At 73.2% G+C, this 24,151-nt stretch carries 18 protein-coding genes; 14 read left to right on the top strand and 4 right to left on the bottom strand.

Annotated features, from left to right (window positions below; translation table 11 throughout):
* Positions 1-2: 2 nt before the first annotated feature.
* On the bottom strand, positions 3-2,378 hold the full coding sequence (locus ACFQS1_RS01035; protein WP_378963931.1) for a beta-glucosidase family protein: 2,376 nt from the start codon (positions 2,376-2,378) through the stop codon (positions 3-5).
* Positions 2,379-2,414: 36 nt separating this feature from the next.
* Between ACFQS1_RS01035 and ACFQS1_RS01030 the strand changes: the two genes are divergently transcribed.
* From ACFQS1_RS01030 to ACFQS1_RS01020, 3 genes are all read left to right on the top strand, one after another.
* Positions 2,415-3,419 (top strand): LacI family DNA-binding transcriptional regulator, encoded by a 1,005-nt coding sequence (locus tag ACFQS1_RS01030; RefSeq protein ID WP_378963930.1) that lies wholly within the window; start codon positions 2,415-2,417, stop codon positions 3,417-3,419.
* 126 nt (positions 3,420-3,545) lie between these two features.
* Positions 3,546-4,019: a hypothetical protein gene (locus ACFQS1_RS01025; protein WP_378963929.1), complete on the top strand. Its 474-nt coding sequence runs from the start codon at positions 3,546-3,548 to the stop codon at positions 4,017-4,019.
* A 444-nt stretch (positions 4,020-4,463) separates the two neighbouring features.
* Positions 4,464-6,104, top strand: coding sequence for a cellulase family glycosylhydrolase (locus ACFQS1_RS01020; RefSeq protein WP_378963928.1), 1,641 nt, complete (start codon positions 4,464-4,466; stop codon positions 6,102-6,104).
* A 71-nt stretch (positions 6,105-6,175) separates the two neighbouring features.
* Here the strand turns inward: ACFQS1_RS01020 and ACFQS1_RS01015 are convergent, their stop codons facing one another.
* Positions 6,176-6,718: a hypothetical protein gene (locus ACFQS1_RS01015; protein WP_378963927.1), complete on the bottom strand. Its 543-nt coding sequence runs from the start codon at positions 6,716-6,718 to the stop codon at positions 6,176-6,178.
* A 185-nt stretch (positions 6,719-6,903) separates the two neighbouring features.
* Between ACFQS1_RS01015 and ACFQS1_RS01010 the strand changes: the two genes are divergently transcribed.
* From ACFQS1_RS01010 to ACFQS1_RS00960, 11 genes are all read left to right on the top strand, one after another.
* Complete coding sequence (locus ACFQS1_RS01010; protein ID WP_378963926.1) at positions 6,904-8,181, top strand: HlyD family efflux transporter periplasmic adaptor subunit; 1,278 nt, start codon at positions 6,904-6,906, stop codon at positions 8,179-8,181.
* 69 nt (positions 8,182-8,250) lie between these two features.
* A complete protein-coding gene (locus ACFQS1_RS01005; protein WP_378963925.1) occupies positions 8,251-9,006 on the top strand; it encodes a response regulator transcription factor in 756 nt (251 codons plus the stop codon).
* Between the two features lie 4 nt (positions 9,007-9,010).
* Positions 9,011-10,513: a sensor histidine kinase gene (locus ACFQS1_RS01000; protein WP_378963924.1), complete on the top strand. Its 1,503-nt coding sequence runs from the start codon at positions 9,011-9,013 to the stop codon at positions 10,511-10,513.
* A 64-nt stretch (positions 10,514-10,577) separates the two neighbouring features.
* A complete protein-coding gene (locus ACFQS1_RS00995; protein ID WP_378963923.1) occupies positions 10,578-11,783 on the top strand; it encodes an efflux RND transporter periplasmic adaptor subunit in 1,206 nt (401 codons plus the stop codon).
* A complete protein-coding gene (locus ACFQS1_RS00990; RefSeq protein WP_378963922.1) occupies positions 11,780-12,517 on the top strand; it encodes an ABC transporter ATP-binding protein in 738 nt (245 codons plus the stop codon). The genes ACFQS1_RS00995 and ACFQS1_RS00990 overlap by 4 nt, the downstream gene beginning before the upstream one ends.
* The gene (locus ACFQS1_RS00985; protein WP_378963921.1) at positions 12,514-13,719 is read left to right on the top strand and encodes an ABC transporter permease; all 1,206 of its coding nucleotides are present in this window, start codon (positions 12,514-12,516) and stop codon (positions 13,717-13,719) included. Before ACFQS1_RS00990 ends, ACFQS1_RS00985 begins: the two co-directional genes overlap by 4 nt.
* 17 nt (positions 13,720-13,736) lie before the next feature.
* On the top strand, positions 13,737-14,273 hold the full coding sequence (locus ACFQS1_RS00980) for a hypothetical protein (protein WP_378963920.1): 537 nt from the start codon (positions 13,737-13,739) through the stop codon (positions 14,271-14,273).
* A 50-nt stretch (positions 14,274-14,323) separates the two neighbouring features.
* Positions 14,324-15,358, top strand: coding sequence for a LacI family DNA-binding transcriptional regulator (locus ACFQS1_RS00975; protein WP_378963919.1), 1,035 nt, complete (start codon positions 14,324-14,326; stop codon positions 15,356-15,358).
* 64 nt (positions 15,359-15,422) lie between these two features.
* On the top strand, positions 15,423-17,387 hold the full coding sequence (locus tag ACFQS1_RS00970) for a right-handed parallel beta-helix repeat-containing protein (protein WP_378963918.1): 1,965 nt from the start codon (positions 15,423-15,425) through the stop codon (positions 17,385-17,387).
* Positions 17,388-17,582: 195 nt separating this feature from the next.
* Positions 17,583-20,348 carry an AAA family ATPase gene (locus ACFQS1_RS00965; protein ID WP_378963917.1) on the top strand — a complete coding sequence of 922 codons (2,766 nt, stop codon included), beginning with the start codon at positions 17,583-17,585 and terminating at the stop codon, positions 20,346-20,348.
* Between the two features lie 142 nt (positions 20,349-20,490).
* Complete coding sequence (locus ACFQS1_RS00960) at positions 20,491-20,733, top strand: hypothetical protein (protein WP_378963916.1); 243 nt, start codon at positions 20,491-20,493, stop codon at positions 20,731-20,733.
* Here ACFQS1_RS00960 and ACFQS1_RS00955 read toward each other — a convergent pair.
* A complete protein-coding gene (locus ACFQS1_RS00955; protein ID WP_465263191.1) occupies positions 20,721-21,734 on the bottom strand; it encodes a TerC family protein in 1,014 nt (337 codons plus the stop codon). The two genes, ACFQS1_RS00960 and ACFQS1_RS00955, sit on opposite strands and share 13 nt — an antisense overlap.
* 1,238 nt (positions 21,735-22,972) lie before the next feature.
* Complete coding sequence (locus ACFQS1_RS00950) at positions 22,973-23,734, bottom strand: dioxygenase family protein (RefSeq protein WP_378964621.1); 762 nt, start codon at positions 23,732-23,734, stop codon at positions 22,973-22,975.
* Positions 23,735-24,151: the final 417 nt, after the last annotated feature.

The raw sequence follows: 24,151 nt of genomic DNA, 5'->3' as shown, positions 1-24,151 counted from the left end.
GCTCAGGAGACGACCGCGCGGATGTCGCCCAGGCCCCGCGCCACCAGGAGCTCGCCGTCGGCCAGGCGGGTCCAGGACTCCGACGTGGTGTCCCACTTGCGCCACAGGCGGCCGTCGGTCCGGACGGTCACCCGGGCCGACTCCCCGGGCGCGACCGTCATCGAGGTCCAGCCGACGAGGCGTACGGGCTCGTCGCTCTCGGCCGGGCGCAGGTAGACCTGCACGACCTCGCGGCTGGTCCGGGCGCCGGCGTTGGTGACCGTGGCGCTCACGGCGGGGGCCTCGCCGCCGGCGACCAGGCGGACGTCGGAGTACTCCCACTTGCCGTAGCCGAGGCCGTGGCCCAGCCAGAACGCGGGCTCGGGCGCCCGGCCGGCGAAGTGGCCGCGGTAGCCGATGAAGGTGCCCTCCGTGTAGGGGAGCTTGCCGTCGACAGGGGTCACCGACCAGGCGGGGGCGGCCCCGTCGGCGGCGGGGAAGGTGGTCACCAGGCGGCCGGCCGGCTCGATGTCGCCGAGCAGGGCGGCGGCGACGGCGTGGCCGCCCTCCTGGCCGGGCAGGCCGGCCCACAGCACCGCGTCCACCCGGGACAGCCAGGGCATCAGCACCGGCGTGGCGGCGTTGACCACGACCACCGTGCGCCGCGCGGCGCCGGCCACGGCCTCGACCAGGGCGTCCTGGGCGCCGGGCAGGCCGAGCGTGGACTTGTCGACCGACTCGGTCTCCTGCTCCTCGGTCAGGCCGACCACGACGACCGCCACATCGGCGCCGGCGGCGGCCCGCACGGCATCGTCGATGACGTCCACCGTCGACCTCGGGGTGTGGAAAGCGATAAGTCCGAAAAGGCCCACGGGGGTGGTGAGGGTGACGGTCGCGGTGAAGATATCGCCGGCGGAGACGTCGAAGCGGTCCGTGCGCAGCGGCGGGGTGAGGACCTCCTCGCCGAAGCCGTTGCCGCTGGCCCGCAGCGAGTAGGACAGGGGCGCGGGCTCGGTGACGGTCCAATCGCCGACACCCATCACGCCGAGCTCGACCGAGCCGGAGACGCTGACGCGGCCGGAGAGGCGGGCGGAGGCGACGGTCCCGTCGAAGTCGTCGTCCATGCCCACCATGGTCTTGGCCTGCGGGCAGAAACGGTCCTCCAGCACCTCGCCGGACGCGTCGAGCAGGGTCACGCGGATGCCGTCGGCGCCGGTGGCCGGGTCGGTGAGGAAGCCGTCGCGGGCCGGGACCGGGCGGGTGCGCACGTCGACGCCGTCGACGACGGTGACCTGGGCGCCGAGGGCGGCGGTGAGGCCGGTCGCGACGGAGACCTGGTGCGGCGGGTTGACCTGGGCGGAGCCGCCGCCCATGTCGATGGTCTCGACGGCGTGCCGGCCGATCAGGGCGACGCGCTGGGTGCGGTCCAGGGGCAGGACGTCGCCGGTGTTCCGCAGGACGGTCATGCCGGTGGCGGCGAGGCGGGTCAGCTGCTCACGCCGTACCGGAGAATCGGGCAGCGGAAGCGGCGACGGCCAGGAACGCTCCGCGCCCAGCGCGCCCACCCGCTGCGCCAGCAGCAGAAGCCTCTGCAGATGGTCGTCGATGACCGATTCGTCGACCAGGCCGGCCCGGACGTCGGCGACCAGGGCGTCGCCCCACGGACCCGCCGGACCGGGCATGACCAGGTCGAGGCCGCCGTTGGCGGCGGGGGCGGCCGACTTGGTGGCGAACCAGTCGGACATGACCAGGCCGGAGTATCCCCACGCGTCCTTCACGATCTCGTTGATGACATGGTGCTGCTCGGTGGCGGGCACGCCGTTGACGTCGTTGTAGGCCGCCATGATGGACCAGGCGTCCGACGCCATCTCGAAGGGCAGCAGGTAGAGCTCGCGCAGCGTGGCCTCGTCGACGACGCTGTCGACCGTGTTGCGGTCGGTCTCGGACTCGTTGGCCACCAGGTGCTTGAGGCAGGCGGCGATCCCGTTGTCCTGCAGGCCGCGCACATAGGCCGCGGCGAGCTTGCCGGTGAGCAGCGGATCCTCGGAGTACGCCTCGAAGAGCCGGCCGCCCAGCGCGCTGCGGTGCAGGTTGATGGTCGGGCCCAGCACGACGTGGATCTGCTGGGCCATGGCCTCCTCGGCGAGCAGCACACCGACCTCGTGCAGGACGCCCTCGTCCCATGTGGAGGCGAGCAGCGTCGCGTTGGGGAACAATGACACGACCCGGCCGGCGGTGAACTTCAGCCCGCGCACGCCGGTGGGGCCGTCGGAGAAGCGCAGCTCGCCCAGGCCGATCTCGGGCGCGGGGTGCAGCGTGAACGCGGAGGCGCCGGTGAGCAGCCGCACCTTGGCGGGCAGATCCAGCGACTTGACGAGGGAGGCGAGGTCGGTGGTCATGGCATCATGGTTACACGTGTAAGTAAGCTTGTCACCATGACCGACCGCAACCGCCGCCGCGTCACGAGCGCGGATGTCGCGCGGCTGGCCGGCGTCTCCCGGGCCACGGTCAGCTACGTCCTCAACGAGACACCCGGGCAGACCATCTCGGCCGACACCCGCGGGCGCGTGCTCGACGCCGCCGCCCGCCTGGGCTACGCGCCGAGCGCCGCCGCCCGCACGCTGCGCACCGGCCGCTCCGAGGTGGTGCTGTGCCTGCTGCCGGACTGGCCGATCGGGCCCGAGGTGGGCCGGATGCTCGGCAACCTCTCCACGGCGCTGGCGCGGCAGGGGCTCACCCTGGTGGCGCACCCCGGCAACCGCGAGGACCGGCCGATCACCGAGATCTGGAAGGCGATCACCCCGGCCGCGGTGATCGCGTTCGCCGACTTCTCCGAGGGCGAGATCGAGGCGATGCACGCGGCCGGGGTGGCGCTGGTGGTGGCGCTCTTCGGCCGGGGGCCGCAGCGCGGGCGGCGCGAGCTGGAGATGCCGCAGCAGCGGGTGGGGCGCCGGCAGGCCGCCCATCTCGCGGCGACCGGGCACCGCCGGATCGGCTACGCCTACCCCGACGACGACCGGCTGCTGATCTTCGCCGAGCCACGGCTCGCCGGCGTGCGCGAGGAGCTTCAAGAGCGGCGACTGCCGGGTCCGGCGGTCGAGACGGTCGCGCTTGATCCCGATCAGGCAGCCGATTGCGTACGCCGATGGCACGCGGCCGGCATCACCGGCGTCTGCGCCTACAACGACGAGGTCGCGCTGGCCGTGCTGGCCGGCGTACGGAAACTGGGTCTTGCCGCGCCCGCCGACCTCGCGGTGATCGGCGTCGACGACATCCCGCCGGCGCGGCTGGCCGCGCCCGCGCTGACCACCGTGACCACCGACCAGGTCGCGATGGCGTCCTACCTCTCGGCGACGGTCGTGGCCGCCATCTCCGGAAAGCCCGGTCCCGCCGTGCCGATCTCGGATCTGATCCGGCTGGTGCGCCGGGAGAGCGCCTGAGCGCCCTGAGCGCCCTGGGCGCCGCCTGGATCGACGGCATACATGAAACGCACAGGCAGGGTACATGGGCGGCCAAGGGTGCGGGCGAAAGGTGAAGGGAACCGTTCAGCACAGGGAGGACGCGCCATGCTCGTGCAGCTCAACCGCAACGACGGTGCCCAGGACTTCAGCGTCACCGCGACCGGCCTGCCGCTGAATCCGGCGATGCTCCCGGCGGGCGCCGGCCCACGCCCGGTCGTCGCGGTGCTGGGGCCGCGCGGGCGGGTGACCGGCCTCCGGCAGCATCTGCCGTCCGGGTGGTCGGTGCGCTACGCCGACGACCTCGACGAGGTCAGCCCCGACGAGATGGTGCTGCTGACGGGGCCGGCGGTGCGGGACACCGCAGTGGCGCGGCAGCTGCTGCCGGGGCGCACTCAGCTGGTGGCGCTGGTCGACGAGGCGGCCCCGGCCGAGACCGTGGCGGCGGTGCTGACCGCGGGGGCGGACGCGTGCGTGCGCGGCGGCCCGCCGGCGATCCTGGCCGGGCATCTTGTCGCCTGCCGGCGGCGCCAGATGGCGGGGCGCTGGGCGCGCCTCAACGAGCAGGGCCGGGTCGAGTAGTCCGGAGCCCGCGTAAGACGGCGACCGCGACAGCTCGGCCCGCGGCTTCCGGATCTGGCGCAGATGCCGGCTGCCGGAACGAGGCCGCAGCGATACCGACGTGAAGGTGCCGCGGGCGCCAGGCGTCGCGGGGCCGGCGGACCGGATCGATTGCCGGCCGAGCGCGGCCGGAGTAGAGCACGGCACGCTCATGCCGGGGGAGCGTCGCGACGGCCGGGTCCGCCCACTTCGCCGTCGCCTCGGTGGACGCGTCCGTCGGCCGGCCGCGCACCCCTCACAGGCTTGACGGCGCGGCGGCGGGATCCCGGATCCGTCGCCTCTTGACCGCACGGCCATCGAAGCGCTTCGATGACCGTGCTGGCGCGCCGGGGCGAGATCCCTCGCCGGGCGCGGACTGGAGACACCGCCGGTTCCAGCGCTCGAGACCGTCCGAGAGGAAGATCCATGAGTACGACAGTACGGAGGGCCGGGCTGGCATTCCTCGCCGCCGCCCTGGCCTTCGCCGCAGCCGTGTACGGCGTGACCAGGCCCGCCTCGGCCGACGTCGCGGCCCAGCTGACCGCTCCTCAGCTGGTCGCCGACATGGGCGCCGGCTGGAACCTGGGGAACCAGCTGGAGGCCAACGCCAACGGGATCCCCAGCGAGACGGCGTGGGGCAACCCGGTCGTCACGCAGGCCCTCATCAACCGGGTGAAGGCGTCGGGCTTCAAGACGATCCGCATCCCGGTCTCGTACCTGGGCTACGTCGGAGCCGGCCCCAGCTACACGGTCGACGCGGCCTGGCTGAACCGTATCGCGGAGGTCGTCAACTACGCCTACAACCAGGGCCTGTACGTGCTGATCAACATGCATGGCGACGGGTACAAGACGGTCGCCGGCTCCTGGCTGATCTGCGACGCGTCCGACCAGACCACGATCAAGGACAAGTACCAGAAGGTCTGGCAGCAGGTGGCGACGAAGTTCCAGAGCTACAACGAGCACCTGATCTTCGAGTCCATGAACGAGGAGTTCGACGGGCAGTACGGCAACCCGACGTCGCCGTGCTACGCGAACATCAACGCCTACAACCAGATCTTCGTGGACACCGTCCGCAAGACCGGCGGCACCAACGCCTCGCGGTGGCTGCTCGTCCCGGGCTGGAACACCAACATCGAGTACACCGCGGGCAACTACGGCTTCGTGCTGCCCACCGACCAGTACCGGTCCAGCTCCATCCCCAGCAGCGAGAAGCGGCTCATGATCTCCGTCCACTACTACGACCCGTGGGACTTCACGGGCCAGGAGGACGGCAACATCACCCAGTGGGGATCGGCCGCGACCAACCCGGCGAAGAAGTCGACCTGGGGACAGGAAGACTACATGGACGCGACGCTGAAGAAGATGTACGACGCCTTCGTCACGCGCGGATACCCGGTGTTCGTCGGCGAGTACGGCGCCATCGACAAGACATCGTTCGACTCGGCCAGCAACACGTACCGGACGAACTTCGCGCGCGCCCTGGTGACCACCGCCAAGAAGTACGGCGCCGCCACCGCCTACTGGGACAACGGCTACAACGGCCAGTACGGCTTCGGCCTGTTCAACCGCGGCTCGGCCACGGTGACGCAGCAGGGCATCATCAACGCGATCATCACGGCCGCCGGCGGCAGCCAGCCCACCACGCCGCCCACCACCGCGCCCACCACGCCGCCGACGACCGCGCCCACCACGCCGCCGACCACCGCACCCACCACCCCGCCCACCACGCCGCCGACGACCAGCCCCGGCGGCAGCGGCGCCTGCCGGGTCAGCAACGCGGTCAACGCCTGGAACACCGGGCTGACCAACAACATCACCGTGACCAACACCGGCGCCGCCGCGATCAACGGCTGGTCGCTGACCTTCACCCTGGCCTCCGGGCAGACGATCGTCTCCGGCTGGAACGCCACGTACTCCCCGGCCAGTGGCGCGGTGACCGCCACCAACGTCAGCTACAACGGCTCGCTGCCCGCGGGCGGCTCGGCCACCATCGGCTATCAGGCCACCCACACCGGCAACGCCGCCGCGCCCACCGGATTCAAGCTCAACGGAGCCACCTGCACCTGACCCACCACGACGTGGCCGTGCCGTCGCTGCTGCTACGGGGGACGCGGCGGCGACGGCACGGGGCTTCGCGGCTACGCCGTCGGGCCGGCGCTCGCCTGCGGCTGCCGGAGGACCCGGCAGATGGCCAGGGCCTTCTTCACCGTCGCGTCGTTCGGGTCGAGGTCGCCGCCGGTCGCGGTGACGCCGTGGTCCTGGAGGCAGTTCCGGAAGGCGGTGTCCCGGCCGTTGCCGCCGCGGCTGCCGGCGCCGAAGGACGGGCGCACGGAAGCACAGGCCTCCTGGGCCCTCTGCCAGGTCGCGTCGTCCACATCGGTGGGCTTGCGGAAGGCGCCCGGGAAGCCGCCACCAGGGAAACGGCTGCCGCTGGGCCGCGGCATGCCGGACGGGCGCCCGCCCTGCGGAAAACCCGCGCCGGAGGCCCCGGCGCGCGGACCGCGCGACGGCATGGCGATGGTGACGCCGTTCTTGGCAAGACAATCCCGGTACGCGGTGAACGCGGTGCCGCTCCGACCGCCGCCCGGTGAGTCGGAGCGGTCGCCGCCGCACGCCGCGACCAGCAGGACGGCTGCGGAAGCGACGATCAGCGCCGCCGCGCCGGACCGGACAGTGCGCACGATGCCTTCTCTCCTCGAGGACTCCGTCGTCGACCCACCCAAGCGGGGCAACCTGCGGACAACGTCGGCGGATCCTCGGAGTTCGCTCGGAGCCGCCGTTCCGCCGCGGCGCGCGCGATCGTTCCTAGCCAACTCCGAGGTGGGACCAAGGCGGCGGCGAGCGCGGTTCGGCACACTTGCCCGCCATGGGTGAAGCTCTGGCCGGTCGGCGGCGCTGGATCGGGGTCGCGGCCGCCGTCGTGGCGCCGGCGCTGATCGCGTACGGCGTGACGCACGCGCTGCGTGCGGACGCCACCGAGAAGCCGGCGACGATCGCCACGGTGGCGGTCGACCGGGGTGCGGTGACCACGCAGGTGGCGACAACGGGCACGGTGCAGCCGGCGCAGACGCGCAGCCTGTCGTTCGCGGTCAAGGGCACCGTGCGGAGCATCTCGGTCCGGGCCGGCACCACGGTCGGCCCGGGGCAGGTCCTCGCCAAGGTCGATGACACGGCCGCCGCGGAAGCGGTGTCGGACGCGCGGGACTCGCTGAACGACGCGGAGGATGCGCTGGCCGAGGCGCGCGAGAACGCCGCCCGGACATCCTCGACGACCGATGCTTGCGGCGCGAACGTCGCGGCGGCGTACGCGTCAAGCACGCCCACGGCGACGCCGCCGCCCACCGTGACGGGTTCGCCCAGCGCGACGGCCTCGGCCGGGGCGACGCCCAGCCGGACGGCGGCACCGGCGGCGAGCGTCACCCGGATCGCGCCCGCCACTCCCACCGGAGCCGGCTCGACCGGAAGAACGCCGGATGGCACGACCGGCGCCGGCTCATGCGGTACCGGCCGCGCCGCCGGCCAACCGGAGGGCGGGCAGAGCGGCGACGCGATCCTCACCGCGCAACAGCGGGTCACCCGGGCCACCCGCACCCTGGCCGACGCCGAGGATGCCCTCGCCGGCACCACGATCACGGCGCCGATCGCCGGGCGGATCCTCGGCGTCGGCGGCCAGGTGGGCGGCCAGGTGGGCGCCGGCTCGACCTTCATCACGCTGGCCGACGTGTACGACATGCAGATCAGCGCCGCCTTCCCGGAGGCGGACGCCGACCGGCTCGCGGCCGGGCAGGCGGGCGCGGTGACCCTCGCCGACCGGCCGGGCACCGAGTTCGAGGCGACCGTCGCGCAGGTCGACCCGACCGGCACCAGCGACGGCACGATGGTCCGCTACGGGGTGCTGCTGTCGTTCGTCGACGCCCCGCCGGGCCTGCTCGTGGGGCAGAGCGCCGGCGTGAAGGTGACGACCGGTTCGAAGCCGGACGTGCTGCGGGTGCCGAGTACGGCGGTGCACGACCTGCATGACGGCACCGGCACGGTGCTCAAGGACGGCGCCCGGGCGCCGGTGGGGGTGGGCCTGCGCGGCGACCAGTACACCGAGATCACGTCGGGCGTCGCGGCCGGCGACCGGGTGGCGCGATCCTGGTGACGGCGGCGGCACAGCGGGCTCTCGCGGAATTCATAGGGTTTTCAAAGGTGGCGTTGGTATCCCTTTCGGGTGCTGTCTGATTCCCGTACCTCCGTAGCGCTCGGCGAGCCGCCGGCGCGGGCCGCAAGGGTCCTGGTCGTCGACGACGAGCCGAACATCTCCGCCCTGCTCAGCGCCACCCTGCGGCTGGTCGCCTTCGAGGTGCGGGTGGTCGACTCGGGGCACCGGGCCCTGGTCGCGGTCGAGGAGTTCGCGCCCGACCTGGTCGTGCTCGACGTGATGCTCCCCGACCTCGACGGCTTCGAGGTGGCCACCCGGCTGCGCGCGACCGGCTGCCGGGTGCCGGTGCTGTTCCTGACCGCCCGCGACACCGTTGCCGACCGGATCTCGGGCCTGTCGGCCGGCGCGGACGACTACGTGACCAAGCCGTTCAGCCTCGAGGAGGTCGTGCTGCGGATCCGGGCGATCCTGCGCCGCAGCCGCCCGGAGCTCGAGGCGGCGCCGGCGGACACGGGCGTGCTGCGCTACGCCGACCTCGAGCTGGACGACGACGCGCACGAGGTGCGGCGGGCCGGTCGGTCGGTCGACCTGTCGCCGACCGAGTTCAACCTGCTGCGCTACCTGCTGATCAACGCGGGCCGGGTGGTGAGCAAGGCACAGATCCTCGACCGGGTCTGGAAATACGACTTCGGCGGCGACGGGCGCATCGTCGAGTCGTACGTCTACTACCTCCGCCGCAAGATCGACAAGACCGGCCCGCCGCTGATCCACACCGTCCGCGGCGTCGGCTACGCGCTCCGGCTGCCGCGCGGCGGCGAGGAGTGAACCGTTGAGGCCGCGGCGGTGGGGCCACTGGACGCTGCGGGCCCGCCTGGTGCTCGTGGTCGGCGCCCTCGCCGCGGTCGCGCTGGTCGTGGTCGACGTCGCCGGGCTGGTCCTGATCCGGGGCTACCTGATCGGCCGCATCGACAACCAGCTGCGCGGGATGAGCCGCCCGTTCGCCGAGGAGCGACCGGCCGGCGTGACCTGGGTTCCCCGCGGCCGCTTCGGCCGGCTCGGCCCCGAGCAGGTCATGTACCTCTACGACGCCCGGGGCGCCCTGGACACCGGCCGCAGCTCGCCCGCCGGCGCGTCCCGCCCGGCGGCGGAGCCGGCCGCCGAGGTCCGCGCCCGGGCGGCCGCATCCAGGCCGTACACGGTCCCGGCCGCCGACGGGAGCGCCGACTGGCGGGTGATCGCCGTGACCGATCCGGCCAGCGGGGTGGTCGCGGTCGTCGGGCAGTCGCTCTCCGAGGTGCGGCAGACCACCGACCAGCTCCTGCTCATCGACGCCGGCGTCTCGGTGCTGGTGCTGGGGCTGCTCACCGCGGGAGCGTGGTTCGTGGTGCGGCTCGGGCTGCGCCCGCTGACCGAGATGGAGAAGCTGGCCACCGACATCTCGGCCGGCAACCTCTCGGGCCGGGTCGCCGACACCGACCCGCACACCGAGCCGGGCAAGCTCGGGGTGGCGCTCAATTCGATGCTCGCCCGCATCGAGGCCGAGGTCGGCGCGCGTACGGCCAGCGAGCGCCGGCTGCGGCAGTTCGTCGCCGACGCCTCGCACGAGCTGCGCACCCCGCTCACCTCGATCCGCGGCTTCGCCGAGCTCTACCGGCGCGGCGGCGCCCGGCCCGGCCCCGAGCTGGACGAGACGATGAGCCGCATCGAGGGCGAGGCCGGCCGGATGGGCGTGCTCGTCGAGGATCTGCTCATGCTGGCCCGCCTCGACCAGCAGCGCCCGCCCGCGCTGCGCCCGGTCGACCTGCTCGAGATCGCCGCCGACACCATCCGCGACGCGCACGCCCGGGTCCCGGGCCGGCCGGTCCGGCTGGCCGGGCTCGCGGACGACGACGACACGTTCGAGCCGGCCACCGTGCTCGGCGACGAGCACGGCCTGCGCCAGGTCGCGACCAACCTGGTCGCCAACGCCCTGCAGCACACGCCGGGCCGGGCCCGGGTCACGGTCCGGGTCGGGCGGCTGCCCGCGCGGCCGCCGGCGGCCGCCACCGTGCTGTCCGGGCCGGCCACGGTACGCCCCGGCCTGTCCCTGGCGGTCTTCGAGGTCACCGACGACGGGCCCGGCGTGCCGCCGTCGCACGCGCCCCGGGTCTTCGAGCGGCTCTACCGCGCCGACTCCAGCCGCACCCGCGGCAACGGCGGCGGATCGGGGCTCGGGCTGTCCATCGTCGCGGCGATCGTCCATGGTCACGGCGGGTGGGTCGAGCTGGACGCGCCCCGCGGCGGCGGCGCGACGTTCCGGGTGCTGCTGCCCACCTCCGGTGACGCGCCGTGAGATTCCGAGCTGGCTCCGAGGTTGCGGCGAAGATCCTCCCAGGCCGCCCCGGCACAGTGTCCGCATGCCTGCGCGCCGCAACCCGCGACGGCCCGCGGCGGCGGTCAACGCCGCCCTCGCCGTCGCCCTCGCCGCCGGGGGCCTCTGGGCCTACCGGATCCTGACCGGATCGGACACGCCCGAGGCGGCCGGCGCGTCGGCGCGCACGGTCGTGGTCCAGCGGGGCACGGTCACCAAGACCGTGACCGCGGACGGGACGGTCGGGAGTGCCCGCACGGCGGGCGCGAGCTTCGTGACCGGCGGCACGGTCACCGCGATCGACGTGCACGTCGGCTCGGTCGTCAAGAAGGGCCAGGTGCTCGCGAAGGTCGACCCGGCCGCGGCGCAGCGCGGCCTCGACGCCGCCGAGGCCGATCTGGACGCCGCGAACGACTCCCTCGACCGGGCCGAGGACGCCGGCGCCGGCACCTCGACGGCCGGGAACGCGGTCGAGCAGGCCCGGCTGGCGGTCGAGGAGGCCCGGGCCGCCGTGGACGGCTGCGTGCTGACCGCGCCGATGGCCGGCACGGTGACCGCGGTCAACGGCACGATCGGCAGCTCGTCGTCGGGCACCTCGTCGGGCACGTCCTCGGGCATCTCGCCGGGCGGAAGCGGCCAGGGCGGCGGCGATACCGGCTTCGTCCAGATCGAGGATCTGACCAGGCTGCAGATCAGCGCCGCGTTCGCCGAGGCCGACGCGACCAAGCTCAAGGACAAGCAGGCCGCCGAGGTGACCTGGAACGCGCTGTCCGGCGCCACCGCGACGGCCCGGGTCGTCGCGATCGACCCGTCGGCGACCACCGTCAACAACGTCGTCACCTACGGGGTGACGCTCAGCCTCGACAAGGTGCCGGCCGGCGCCAGGGCCGGCCAGACCGTCTCGGTCGCGGTCACCACCGGCAGCGCCGAGAACGTCACCTACGTCAACTCCGCGGCACTCACGACCGTCGGCAGCCGGCACATGGTCACCGTGGTCGCCGACGGCCGGACCGAGATCCGGCCGGTCGAGATCGGCCTGGAGGGCGACGCGGTCACCCAGATCACCGCGGGCGTCGAGGCCGGCGAGAGGGTCCAGGTCAAGACCATTTCGGGTACGAGCGGCGGCGGCACCGGCTTCCCGGGCCGCGGCGCGGGTTTCCCCGGCGGCGGGAACTTCGGCGGGGGCGGGAACTTCGGCCGCGTGAACTCCGGGGGCGGCGCCCGCACCGGCGGCGGGACCGGTGGCCGGTGAGCCGCCCGGTCCTCGAGGTCCGCGACCTCCGGAAGACGTACGGCCAGGGCGAGGCCACCGTGCACGCGCTGGCCGGGGTGTCGCTCACCGTGCACCGCGGCGACTACGTGGCCGTCATGGGCTCGTCCGGCTCCGGCAAGTCGACGCTGATGAACATCCTCGGCGCGCTCGACGTGCCGACCCACGGCACATACCTGCTGGACGGCGTGGACGTCGGCGAGCTGGCCGACCGGCAGCTGGCGCTCGCCCGCAACCGGCTCATCGGCTTCGTCTTCCAGGCGTTCAACCTCATCCCGCGGATGTCGGCGGTGGCCAACGTGGAGCTGCCCCTGGCGTACGCCGGGATCAAGCCCGGCGAACGACGGCGCCGCGCCCTCGCGGCGCTCGACGTGGTCGGCCTCGCCGACCGCGCCCGGCATGAGCCCAGCCGGCTCTCCGGCGGCCAGCAGCAGCGCGTGGCCGTCGCCCGCGCGCTGGTCACCGAGCCGGCCCTGCTGCTCGCCGACGAGCCCACCGGAAACCTGGACAGCCGCTCCACCGCGGACGTGCTGGCCGTCTTCGACCGGCTCAACGCGACCGGCCGGACCATCGTGATCATCACGCACGAGGACGAGGTGGCCGCCCGGGCCAAGCGGCTGGTCCGGCTGGTCGACGGCCGGGTCGTGCAGGACACCCGGCAGTCGGCGATCCACCGGCCGCCCGCGGGGGCCTTCGCCGGACGGCACGCCGGATGAGCGTCCCGGAGGTGGTGCGGTTCGCGCTGCGCGGCCTGTCGGCCAACAAGCTGCGCTCGGCGCTGACGATGCTCGGCATCCTGATCGGCGTGGCCGCGGTGATCCTGCTCGTCGCGGTCGGCAACGGCTCGGCCAAGGCGATCAGCGACCGGATCGAGGCGCTGGGCACCAACACCGTCACGGTGCTGAGCACCGGGCGCGGCGGGTCCGGCGCCACATCGCTGACCACCGGGATGGCCGCGGCGCTCGCCGACCCGGCGCTGGCGCCCGACGTGCGGTCCGTGTCGCCGGTGGTCAGCTCGTCCGTGACGATCACGTACGGCCGCAGTGACCACGAGGTCGGCTCGTTCGTCGGCACCACGCCCGGCTGGTTCGCCGCGTCCAACACCCCGATCGGCGCCGGCTCCGGCTTCACCGCCGACGACGAGGCGCAGGGCCGGCGGGTGGTGGTGCTCGGCCGGACCGTGGTCGACGAGCTGTTCGCCGGCGCCGACCCGATCGGCAAGCAGGTCACCGCCGGCGGCGCGCTGTTCACCGTGGTCGGGGTGCTCGGCCCGAAGAGCTCCACCGGCTTCCAGGACGCCAACGACACCGCGGTGGCGCCGCTCAGCGCCGTGCGCCAGGTGCTGACCGGGTACGGCGCGCTGACCTCGATCCTGGTCGAGGCCAAGGACGCCGGCCGGGTCGACGCGGTGGAGTCCGAGGTGGCCACCATCCTCGACCAGCGGATGAGCGGCGCGGCGCGGGCGAGCTCCGCGACCACGCCGTACCGGATCCAGAACGCGTCGCAGCTGCTCGAGACGCAGACCGAGACGGCCGGCACGTTCACCACGCTGCTCGGCGCGGTCGCCGCGATCAGCCTGCTGGTCGGCGGCATCGGCATCACCAACATCATGCTGGTCACGGTCACCGAACGCACCCGGGAGATCGGCATCCGCAAGGCGCTCGGCGCGCCGCGCCGGGTGATCCTGACCCAGTTCCTCGTCGAGGCCACCCTGTTGAGCGTGATCGGCGGCGTGCTGGGCGTCGCGGCCGCGCTGATCGGCAGCAGCTTCGAGATCGCCGGGGTCCGGCCGGTGATCGTGCCCAGCTCCGTCGGGCTCGCCCTGGGCGTGTCCATCGCGATCGGACTGTTCTTCGGCGGCCTGCCCGCGAGCCGCGCCGCCCGGCTGCGTCCCATCGACGCGCTGCGCTACGAGTGAGGACCCGGTGACCCCCCATGAACGACGACACCACCGTGCTCGGCCCCGTGGCTGCCTCCGGCGCGGACGACTTCCGGGACGACGGGCTGGCCGCGGAGCTGGCGAGGGCCGCGCCCCGGAAGTGGTGGAACAAGGCCACCGTCGTGCTCGGCGCGGCGGTGCTGCTGGTCGGCGGCTTCGCCGGCGGGCTGCAAGCGCAGAAGCAGTGGGGCGCCGGCTCGACCGGCGGCACCGGCAACCGGACCGCGCCGGCATTCCCGGGTACGGGGGCGGGCCGCTTCGGCGGGCGTACCGCCGCTCCCGCCGCGAGCGCCTCCTCCGCCGCCACCGCCGCGACCACCGGCACCGTCAAGCTCGTCGACGGCAACACCATCTACGTGCAGACGCCCGGCGGCGATATCGTGACCGTCCGCACCGACGCCCGGACCAGGATCTCGACCGCCCGGGCCGGCAAGGTCTCCGACGTGACGGCCGGCCAGTCGGTCGCGGTGCAGGGCGCCGCCGGCTCGGACGGCACGGTCACGGCGACCTCGGTGACCGCCCAGGCCGGGTAGAAATCTCGCCCTTCCCGTGGGCCTGCGGGCCGGGCGCGATACTGGCTGACATGGGACCTGATCAGCCGGCGCAGCGCGCGACCCTGGCCGCCGTCGCCCGCGAGGCCGGGGTGTCGGTCCCGACCGTCTCCAAGGTCGTCAACGGGCGCACCGATGTCGCCGCCGAGACGCGGGCCCGGATCGAGGCGCTGCTGGCCGAGCACGGGTACGTCGCCCGCGGCCCCGGCGGCGCCCAGCCCGCGACGCGCACCGTCGCGCTGGTCTTCGACGCCATGCACACCTCGAACAACGTCGAGATGCTGCGCGGCGTGCTGGAGGCCGCGTCCCCCGAGGGCGTCGACGTGGTGGTCGACATCGTCCCCGACGACCCGCTCGGCGCGACCTGGGCGCGGCGGCTGGCGGCCGCCCGCCGCGCGGGCATGATCCTGGTGACCTCCAGCATCAACTCCCAGCAGTGGCGGCACTTCGCCGAGCAGCGCATCCCGATCGTCACGATCGACCCGGTCAACCTGCCCGGCCCCGACGTGCCCAGCGTCGGCGCGACCAACTTCAACGGCGGCCTGGTCGCCACCGGGCACCTGCTGGAGCTCGGACATCGGCGGATCGGCTTCATCGAGGGGCCGCCGAAGGCGATGATGAGCCTGGCCCGGCTGCACGGGCACCACGCGGCGCTGTCGCAGGCCGGCTTGGCCAGCGACCCGGCGCTGATCGAGCCGGGCGGGTTCAGCTTCGACGGGGGTTTCGCGGCCGCGACCCGCCTGCTGAGCGCGGCAGCCCGGCCGACCGCGGTGTTCGCCTCGAACGACTTCCAGGCGTTCGGCGCGATCGAGGCGGCCCGCCGGCTCGGGCTGCGGGTGCCCGAGGACCTCAGCATCATCGGGTTCGACGACGTGCCGAGCGCGCAGTGGTCGGCGCCGCCGCTGACGACCGTGCGCCAGCCCTTCGCCGAGATGGGCCGGGTGGCGATGCGGCGGTTGCTGCGGCTGGTGGCGGGGGAGGAGCTGACCTCGCCGCGGGTGGAGCTCACCACCGAGCTGGTGATCCGGAAGTCGACCGCCGAGCTTCCGAAAAGTTTCGAAGCTTGACGCGGAAGTTTTCGCAACATTACGTTGACGTTATCGCGGCAACCCCAGGAAGGCTCGAAATACCATGACCTCCGTGTTTCACGTGGCCACCACCGGTTCCGACACCGCCGACGGCTCCGCCCAGCGGCCGTTCCGGACCATCAACCGGGCCGCAACTCTCGCCCAGCCGGGCGACACCGTCGTCGTGCACGCCGGCGAGTACCGGGAGTGGGTCAAGCCGCGGCGCGGCGGGCTCAGCGACATCCGCCGCATCACCTACCAGGCCGCGCCGGGCGAGCACGTCGTGATCAAGGGTTCGGAGCGGATCACCGGGTGGGCGCTCGAGAACGGCAGCGTCTGGCGCGCGGAGGTGCCGAACACGCTGTTCGGCGCGTTCAACCCGTTCGCCGAGGAGATCACCGGGGACTGGATCGTCTACCGCGACGGCGAGCCGCGCAAGCACCTCGGCGACGTCTACCTCGACGGGCTGAGCTTCTACGAGGTCGGCTCGCGCGCCGCCGTGGAGCGACCGGAGATCCGCACCGAGGTCCGCGACGACTGGACCGCGGTCACCGTGCCGGTCGCCAACCCGGCCCAGACCGGCCACGTCTGGTACGCCGAGGTGACCGACGACAAGACGGTCATCTGGGCCAACTTCCAGGGCGCCGACCCGAACGCGTCGCTGACCGAGATCAACGTACGCCGGTCGGTCTTCTTCCCCGAGGAGCACCACCTCGACTGGATCACCGTGCGCGGCTTCGAGCTGTGCCAGGCCGCCTCGCCGTGGACGCCGCCCACCGCCGACCAGCCCGGCCTGATCGGGCCGAACTGGGCCAAGGGCTGGATCATCGAGGACAACGACATCCACGACGCGAAGTGCTCGGCGATCTCGATCGGCAAGGAGATCTCCACCGGGCACAACTTCGCATCCGTACGCGGTGACAAGCCCGGCTACCAATACCAGCTCGAATCCGTCTTCGCGGCGCGGGAGATCGGCTGGGACTCCGAGCACATCGGCTCGCACGTCATCCGCCGCAACACCATCCACGACTGCGGCCAGAACGGCATCGTCGGCCACCTCGGCTGCGTGTTCTCGACCATCGAGGACAACCACATCTACAACATCGCGACGAAGTACGAGTACTACGGGTACGAGATCGGCGGCATCAAGCTGCACGCGGCGATCGACGTGGCGATCCGGCACAACCGCATCCACGACTGCACGCTCGGCACCTGGCTGGACTGGCAGACCCAGGGCACCCGGATCACCCGCAACGTCTACTACGGCAACAGCCGCGACCTGTTCGTCGAGGTGTCGCACGGGCCGTACCTGGTGGACCACAACGTGCTCGGCTCCAAGGCGTCGTTCGAGTCGTTCAGCCAGGGCGGCGCGTTCGTCAACAACCTGGTCGCCGGCACGGTCCGCCTCGAGGCGGTGCCCGACCGCGCCACCCCCTACCACCGCCCGCACAGCACCCAGGTGGCCGGGTACGCGGTGATCTGGGGCGGCGACGACCGCTGGATCGGCAACATCTTCCTGGGCGGTGACCTGGCCCAGGCGTACGGCCAGGGCGGCGACGGCCAGGCGACGCCGCACCACGGCCTGGCCGGATACGACGGCTTCCCGGCCTCGTTCGAGGAGTACCTGGAGCGCATCGAGGCCAAGGCCCCCGGCGACCACCAGAAGTTCCTCGACGTCCAGCAGGCGGTCTACGCGAGCGGCAACGTCTTCGCGGCCGGCGCCCGCCCGTTCGCCGGCGAGCGCAACCCGACCGTGCTCGAGGGCGGCAGCGTGGCGGTGGTCGAGCAGGACGGCGAGGTCTACCTGGAGGCCGACCTGCCGCCCGCGTTCGGCGACGCCCGGGTCGGCGTCGTCTCCGGTCGCGACCTGCCCCGGGTCCGCTTCGCCGACGCCGACTTCGAGGAGCCGGACGGCTCGCCCGCGATCATCGACATCGACCTGACCGGCGAGACGAAGCCGGCCGAGCCGTCGGCGGCCGGCCCGCTCGCCGGCCTGAAGCCGGGTCAGACCCGCACCCGCATCTGGTGAGCGAACCCGTCGGCGGGCCGGACCGGCTCGCCGACGGGATCCTCGAGGCCGGTGCGTTCGCCCATCTCGGGCGTCGGCTCCTAAAAGCGGCGGGCGCATCGTGATGTTTGTCAATACGTTGTCATATGTGAACCCATTGATGGCTGCCCTCCGTGTTCCTAGGCTGAATCCAGCTCGGACCGTCGGAGGTGACGCGTGCAGACCGACGCGACCTCCTTGCGCGGCCGCGGCGCGCTTCTCGCCGTCATCGACGCGCGGCTGGCGGCGGGCGGCGGCGTGGCCCTGCACGGCCCGGCCGGCATCGGCAAGACCGCCATCCTCGACGCCGTCGCGGCCCAGGCGGCCGCGCGCAACGAGCTCGTCGTCCGGTTGCGGCCCGTGCGGACCGAGCGCTCCCTCCCGTACGCGGGAATTGCCGACCTCATGTCGCAGCTCCCGGACGACGCCGCCCAGGCCCTGCCACCCGCCCAGCGCGCCGCTCTGGCCGCCCTGCGGCAAGGCCTCCCGCCGCGCGGCGGCACCCCGGCCCTGGCCCGCCGCCTGGTGCTCCCACTGCTGCTCACCCACTGTGCCCGGCGCCGCCCGGTGCTGCTGGTGCTCGACGACGCGCCATGGCTGGACGCCGAGTCGGCCGAGCTGATCGGCTTCGCCATGCGGCGGCGGCCGGGGCACCGGGTGCGGGTGCTGGCCGCGCAGCGCCGTCCCGATCCGGCCGGCAAGCGCCGCGCCGCCCGGCTGTGCCCGGCCCCGGTGCTCGAGCTGGCGGTGCCGCCGCTGGACGCCGACGACCTGACCGCGCTGCTCGAGGCGCGCGGGCTGCCCTGCCGCACGGCCAGCCGCATGCACGAGGCGAGCGCCGGCAACCCGTTCCTCGCGCTCGCGCTCGGCGGCGCGGTCGCACCCGGGCCGGCCTGGCGGCCGGCCCCGATCCCGGAGACGGTGCGCGAGCTGCTGCGCGATCGGCTGCGCGCGCTCCCCGCCGGGGTGGCCGCGACCCTGCTGGTCGCGGCGCTGGCCACCGAACCCACCACGACCATGCTGCTGCGCGCCGGGCGCGAGGACGCGGTGCGCGACCTGCGGCTGGCCGAGACCGAGGGTGTCGTGGAGCTGGACGGGGAGGCGGTCCGGTTCACCCCGCCGCTGCTCGCGCAGGTCCTCGCGGAGGAGGCCACCGTGGCCGAGCGGCACGGAGCGCACGCGGCCCTGGCGGCCGGCGCGGCCGACCCCACCGAGGCCCTGCGGCACCGGGCGCTGCGCACCGGACGGCCGGACGCGGCGGTGGCCCGGTCGCTCGCGGCCGCGGCCGACCGGCTGGGCGAGCGCGGCGCGGGCCGGGACGCGGCCGAGCTGTATCTGCTCGCCGCCGACCGCTGCCCGCACACGCTGGCCGCTCAGCGGCTCGACTGGCTGGTGGCCGCGGCCCGTGCCGCCACCACCGGCGGGGCGCCGGCGCTGGCCGGCCGGGCCGCCGAGGCGGTGATCGCCGCGGACGCGCCGGCCGGTCACCGGGTGCGGGCCCGGCTGGTGCTGCTCGACCTGGCCGGGCAGGGACTGGCCGAGATGGGGGAGACGTTCGCGGCGGCGCTGGCCGAGGCCGGCGACGACCCGGCCCTGCTCGCCCCGGTGCGGCTGCGGCTCACCTGGGCCGCGTTCCTGACCGGGGACTCCGATCGGGCCGCCATCGAGGCGGGGCGCACGGTCGAGGCCGCCCGGCGGGCCGGCGACCCGACCACCGAGGCGATGGGGCTGAGCCTGATCGCGCAGGTGCAGCGGCTGCGCGGCGAGGCGCGCTGGGCCGACACCCTGGCCCGGGCCCTGCGGCTGCCCGCCACCCCGGCGCCGGACTGGCTGCACTACGGGCCGCGCTATCTGGCGGCCCGTTTCGCGATGATCGACGACCGGCTCGACGAGGCCCGCGACGAGCTGCTGCGGCTGCTGGTGGTGGCCGAGCACGACCGGATCGGCGAGGCCCGGGTCGAGGTGCTGCGCAGCCTCTCCGAGGTGGCCACCCGGGCCGGCCGCTGCCGGGAGGCGCTGCAGTACGCGCACCGCGCCGTCGCCGCCGCCCAGCACGCGGGCCTGAGTCCCGGCCCGACCTGGTACACCGCCGCGGTCGCCGAGCTGGCCGGGGGCAGCCTGGCCGCGGCCGCCGGGTTCGCCCGCCGCGGGGTGCGCGCCAGCGAGCAGGAGGGCGACCGCCTCTACCTGCGGCGCAACCTGCACGCGCTGGGCCAGGCCGAGCTGCGGCTGGGGGAGACCCGGGCCGGGGTCGCGGCGCTGCGCCGGCTGCGCGACCTGGAGGCCGAGTCCGGCGGCGCCGACCCGATGATCGTGCGCTGGCACGGCGACCTGGCCGGCGGCCTGGCCGCCCTGGGCGAGCACGCCGAGGCGGCGGCCACCCTCGCCGAGGCCCGGGCGGCCGCGCACCGGCTCGGCAACACCCCGGGCACGGTCGGCTACCTCGACCGGGCCACCGCCGTGGTGCTGTCGGAGAGCGGGCAGGCCGACTCGGCGGTGGTGCTCTCGGCGGCCGCGGCGCAGCACTTCGAGCAGCTGCGCCAGCCGATCGAGCAGGCGCACGCGCTGCTGGTGCAGGGCGGCGCCGAGCGGCGGCGGCGCCGGTACGCGGCGGCCCGGATGGCGATCGGCGCGGCGCTGGCCATCTTCCTGGCCGCCGACGCGAAGCCGTGGGCCGAGCAGACCGAGCGGGCGCTGGCCCGTACCGAGGGCACGTCGGCGCCGGGCATCCCGCCCGCCGACCTCGGGCTGACCACCACCGAGCTGCGGATCGCCGCGCTGGTCCGGGACGGCGCCAGCAACCGGGAGATCGCCACCCAGCTCTACCTCAGCGTCAAGACCGTCGAGGCCACCCTGACCCGGGTGTACCGCAAGCTCGGCGTGCGCTCGCGGACGCAGCTCTCGTCGCGCCTGCAGGTGGCCGAGCTCAGCTCGCCGGCCTGACCGGCCGATGGGTGGACGGACAGTGACGCCCACTACAACGTTCTAGTCGAGTTTTACCTGCTCGACTTGGGGATGAAACCCCGGACGCGGAGCGTTGTAAGGGATGCCGAACCATCACGATCCGTAGAGGAGAGACACGGCCATGCTTCGCGACGTCCTGAGGGCCCTGGCGGACCGCCGGACCATGCGCATCGCCCAGCGCCGGCTCGCCGGAGAGCTGGCTTCCTTCCGCACCACCGCCGAGCGGGCCGAGCTCGACGAGCTCCTGAGCCGCCACACGGCCGAGGAGACCCGGGAGATCCGGGCCATCCTCTACCGCCAGGACGCCGAGCGTCAGCTGGCCAGCCGCCGGCAGACCGCCGGCCTCGGCGGCTACCTCGGCTGAGCCCGCTGCTCGTCCTTCTTCCGCGACACGGCCCGGACACTGCCCGCGTGGGCCTTGGTGTCCGGGTCCTTCCGTATCTTGATCAGGCTCGCGACCACCGTGATCGCGAGCACCACGACGATGACGGTGAGCGAGAGGCCGATGCTCACCTCGGGCACCGCGTGGCTGATGTCCTCGTGCGCCCAGTGCAGCACCAGCTTGACCCCGATGAACGCCAGGATCAGCGACAGCCCGGTCGACAGGTAGACCAGGCGGTCGAGCAGGCCCTTCACCAGGAAGAACAGCGCCCGCAGGCCGAGCAGCGCGAACGCGTTGGCGACGAAGACGATGTACGCCTGGTCGGTCACGCCGAACACCGCGGGGATCGAGTCGAGCGCGAACAGGATGTCGGAGCTGCCGATCGCGATCAGCACCAGGAACAGCGGGGTGAACATCCGGCGGCCGTCGACCCTGGTGATCATCTTGCCGTCCACGTAGTCGTCGGTCAGCGGCAGGAAGCGGCGGCCGGCCCGGACCAGCGCGTTGTCCTCGATGTCGGGGTCCTCGTCGCGGTGCCGGAACAGCTGGATCGCCGTCCAGATCAGCAGCAGGCCGAAGATCAGGAACATGAACGAGAACAGGCTGAGCAGGGTCGCGCCGAGCGCGATGAAGACGACCCGCAGCACCAGCGCGATGATGATGCCGAAGGTGAGCACCTCCTGCTGGTACTTCTCCGGTACCGCGAACGTGGTCATGATGATCACGAAGACGAACAGGTTGTCGACCGAGAGGCTCTTCTCGACGATGTAGCCGGCGAAGTATTGCGCGCCGAAGTCCCAGCCGGCGACGCTGCCGAAGACGACGCCGAAGGCGACCGCCACCGCGATGTAGAAGGCGGACCACAGGGCCGCCTCACGGAACCCGACGGCGTGCGGGCGCAGCACGCCGAGGGTCAGGTCGAGGGCGAGCAGGGCGACGATGACACCGATGGTCAGCGTCCAGCCGAGCGCGGTGACCTCCAGCAAGAGGGAACCTCCGAGCCGTAGTAAGCGGGGGCGATTCCCAGGAATTGTCCCCGCTTTTCCTGGGAGCTCCCTGTTAGTACCCCGTTCTGGCCGGGCTGGGCGAATTTCCCGCGCCGTTTTTCTCCGTACGGGCACGCCCCGCCCCCAACCGCAGGACAAGCCCGTCCCGCCGTCGACCGCGACGTGCGTGCGGCTCGGGCCTCTGCCGCGACCGCCGGGCTGAGCTCGGTGGTCCAGCCCCCACCTGTGGACAACGCCGATTTCTTGTCACACCCACGTGCTCTGCTGGGCCCCACCCAAGTGCTGGGGCGGGGGATGGACTGTGGGCGCCGCGGCGATCAAGTTCTTGCGGTGATCGGCCCGGCTGGGCTGGGGCTTGCCATGGCCCGGGGCGTGGTGGCAGACGTGCGGGAGCGGCCCGTCGCGCTGGGCGGGTCGAGGGTGTCACCGTGCGGCGACCAGCGTCCGCTGAGCGCGGCTCACTCCGACGGGGTAGCCGCGCGTCCCGATGACTGGGAGAAGGAGTCCACATCGTGGGCGGCGGAGCCACTGCTGCCATGATATATCATGTTAAATCGGGCGGATGCTGATCCTGCGCGACTAGCGGTGATGAAATTCCGTTCGCCGCAAGCCGTAGTTCATCAAGATCGACGGTGCGGCGCCGGCAAGCGAGCCAAACGCGGGGCCGCCGCCCGGCAAACGCCGCCCGGCAAGCGCCGGCCACCCGCCCGGCAAGCGCCGGCCACCCACCCGCACGGGTGACGGGCGCACTCGTCGTGACCACGCACGCGCCCGGGCCATGGCGCCCAGCTCGGCCACGGTCTGAGCGCGGCGGGCGGGCGGTGCGGTGACCATGCAGGTGCCGGGCCATGGCGCGCCAGCTCAGCCAACCTCTGAGCGCGGCGGGCGGCCGGTGCGGCGACCACGCACGTGCCGGGCCATGGCGCGCCCCGCCACCAGCGAGCGGCGACCGGACGCGCTCGGCGCGACCCGGCGCCGGGCCCCGCCACCGATCTCAGCCCGGCGGGCGCGGCAGAGGCCCGACCCGCACGCACGTCGCGATCAACGGCGGGCCGGGCGTCGCTGCGGTTGGGGACTGGGCGCCACCCGTACCGATAAGGCGGCATTGCCGACAACGCAGCCGCACCGACAACGCAGCCGCACTGACAACGCCGCCGCACCGATGAAGCCGGAGCGATGGAGCCGCACCGATGACGCTGCACCGATGAAGCTCGCTACGCGACCTGGAAAGAGCGTTTCGCCAAGCCCATCCAGAAGCCGTCGATCGGCTGGTCGGGCGCGCGCTCCGGGTCGTCCGCGGCGCCCAGGGTGAGGAACATCGGGGCGAAGTGCTCGATGGTCGGGTGCGCCCACGGCATGCCCGGGGCCCGGGACCGGAAGTCGGCCAGCTCGTCGACCGCGCCGCGGGCCAGCGTCTCGGCGGCCCACGCGTCGAACTCGCGGGACCAGCCGGGCGCGGCCGCGTCGGGCCGCCAGTCGCGCAGGAACGGCAGGCCGTGGGTGGTGAAGCCGGAGCCGACGATCAGTACGCCCTCGTCGCGCAGCGGGGCGAGCCGGCGGCCCAGCTCGAGCAGCCGGTCGGGCTCGAGGGTGGGCAGCGACATCTGCAGCACCGGGATGTCGGCGCCGGGGTACATGACGGTCAGCGGCACGTACGCGCCATGGTCGAGGCCTCGGCTGGTGCGGGCGACGTGCTCGCCGTCGGGCATCAGCTTCTCGACCCGCGAGGCCAGCTCGGGGGCGCCGGGGGCGGGGTAGCGCACCTCGTAGTACCGGCGCTCGAAGCCGCCGAAGTCGTAGACCAGCGGGACGGTCTCGGTGGCGCCGAGCATCAGCGGCGCGGACTCCCAGTGCGCCGAGGCCATCAGGATCGCCTTCGGCCGGGGCAGGCCGGCCGCGAGCTCGGTGAGCTGGGCGACCCAGCGCTCGTCGTCGACCAGCGGCGGGGCGCCGTGGCTCAGGAACAGGGCGGGCATGCGCGGCACGGGATCCTCCGTTGAAGCTTCAAGCAAGTACCGCCAGCGTACGCCAAATTTAGTTGTTTCGTCAAGTAACTACACAGCGTGAGTGTCGATCAGGATCGATACTGTCCGTTATTGGTCGATTGCACCCATACCTAACCATCGGTATCTATCGACATGATCGGCCGCGATCCCCCGCTCGTAGGTTAAATGTGTTTTACATCGAACGAGTGACATTTATAAAAGTCCAGGTCAGAAGTCTTTCACAGAATGCATTTGGGGAACCGCCACACCGGACCCAAACTCGCTCCGCAAAGGACATTGCGCCTGGCCTGCCGCGCTGGCATGCTACGCGATGTTGCGCAGGGGGGCGCTCACCGTAACGAATGGCGAAGACTCACCGGCATCACGGTTAGTAGTCACCACGGATAG

It is taken from the genome of Paractinoplanes rhizophilus (assembly GCF_042664765.1).
Lineage (GTDB): Bacteria > Actinomycetota > Actinomycetes > Mycobacteriales > Micromonosporaceae > Actinoplanes > Actinoplanes rhizophilus.
Note: the sequence above shows the minus strand (reverse complement) of the source record. Positions and strands in the feature narration are given on the sequence as shown.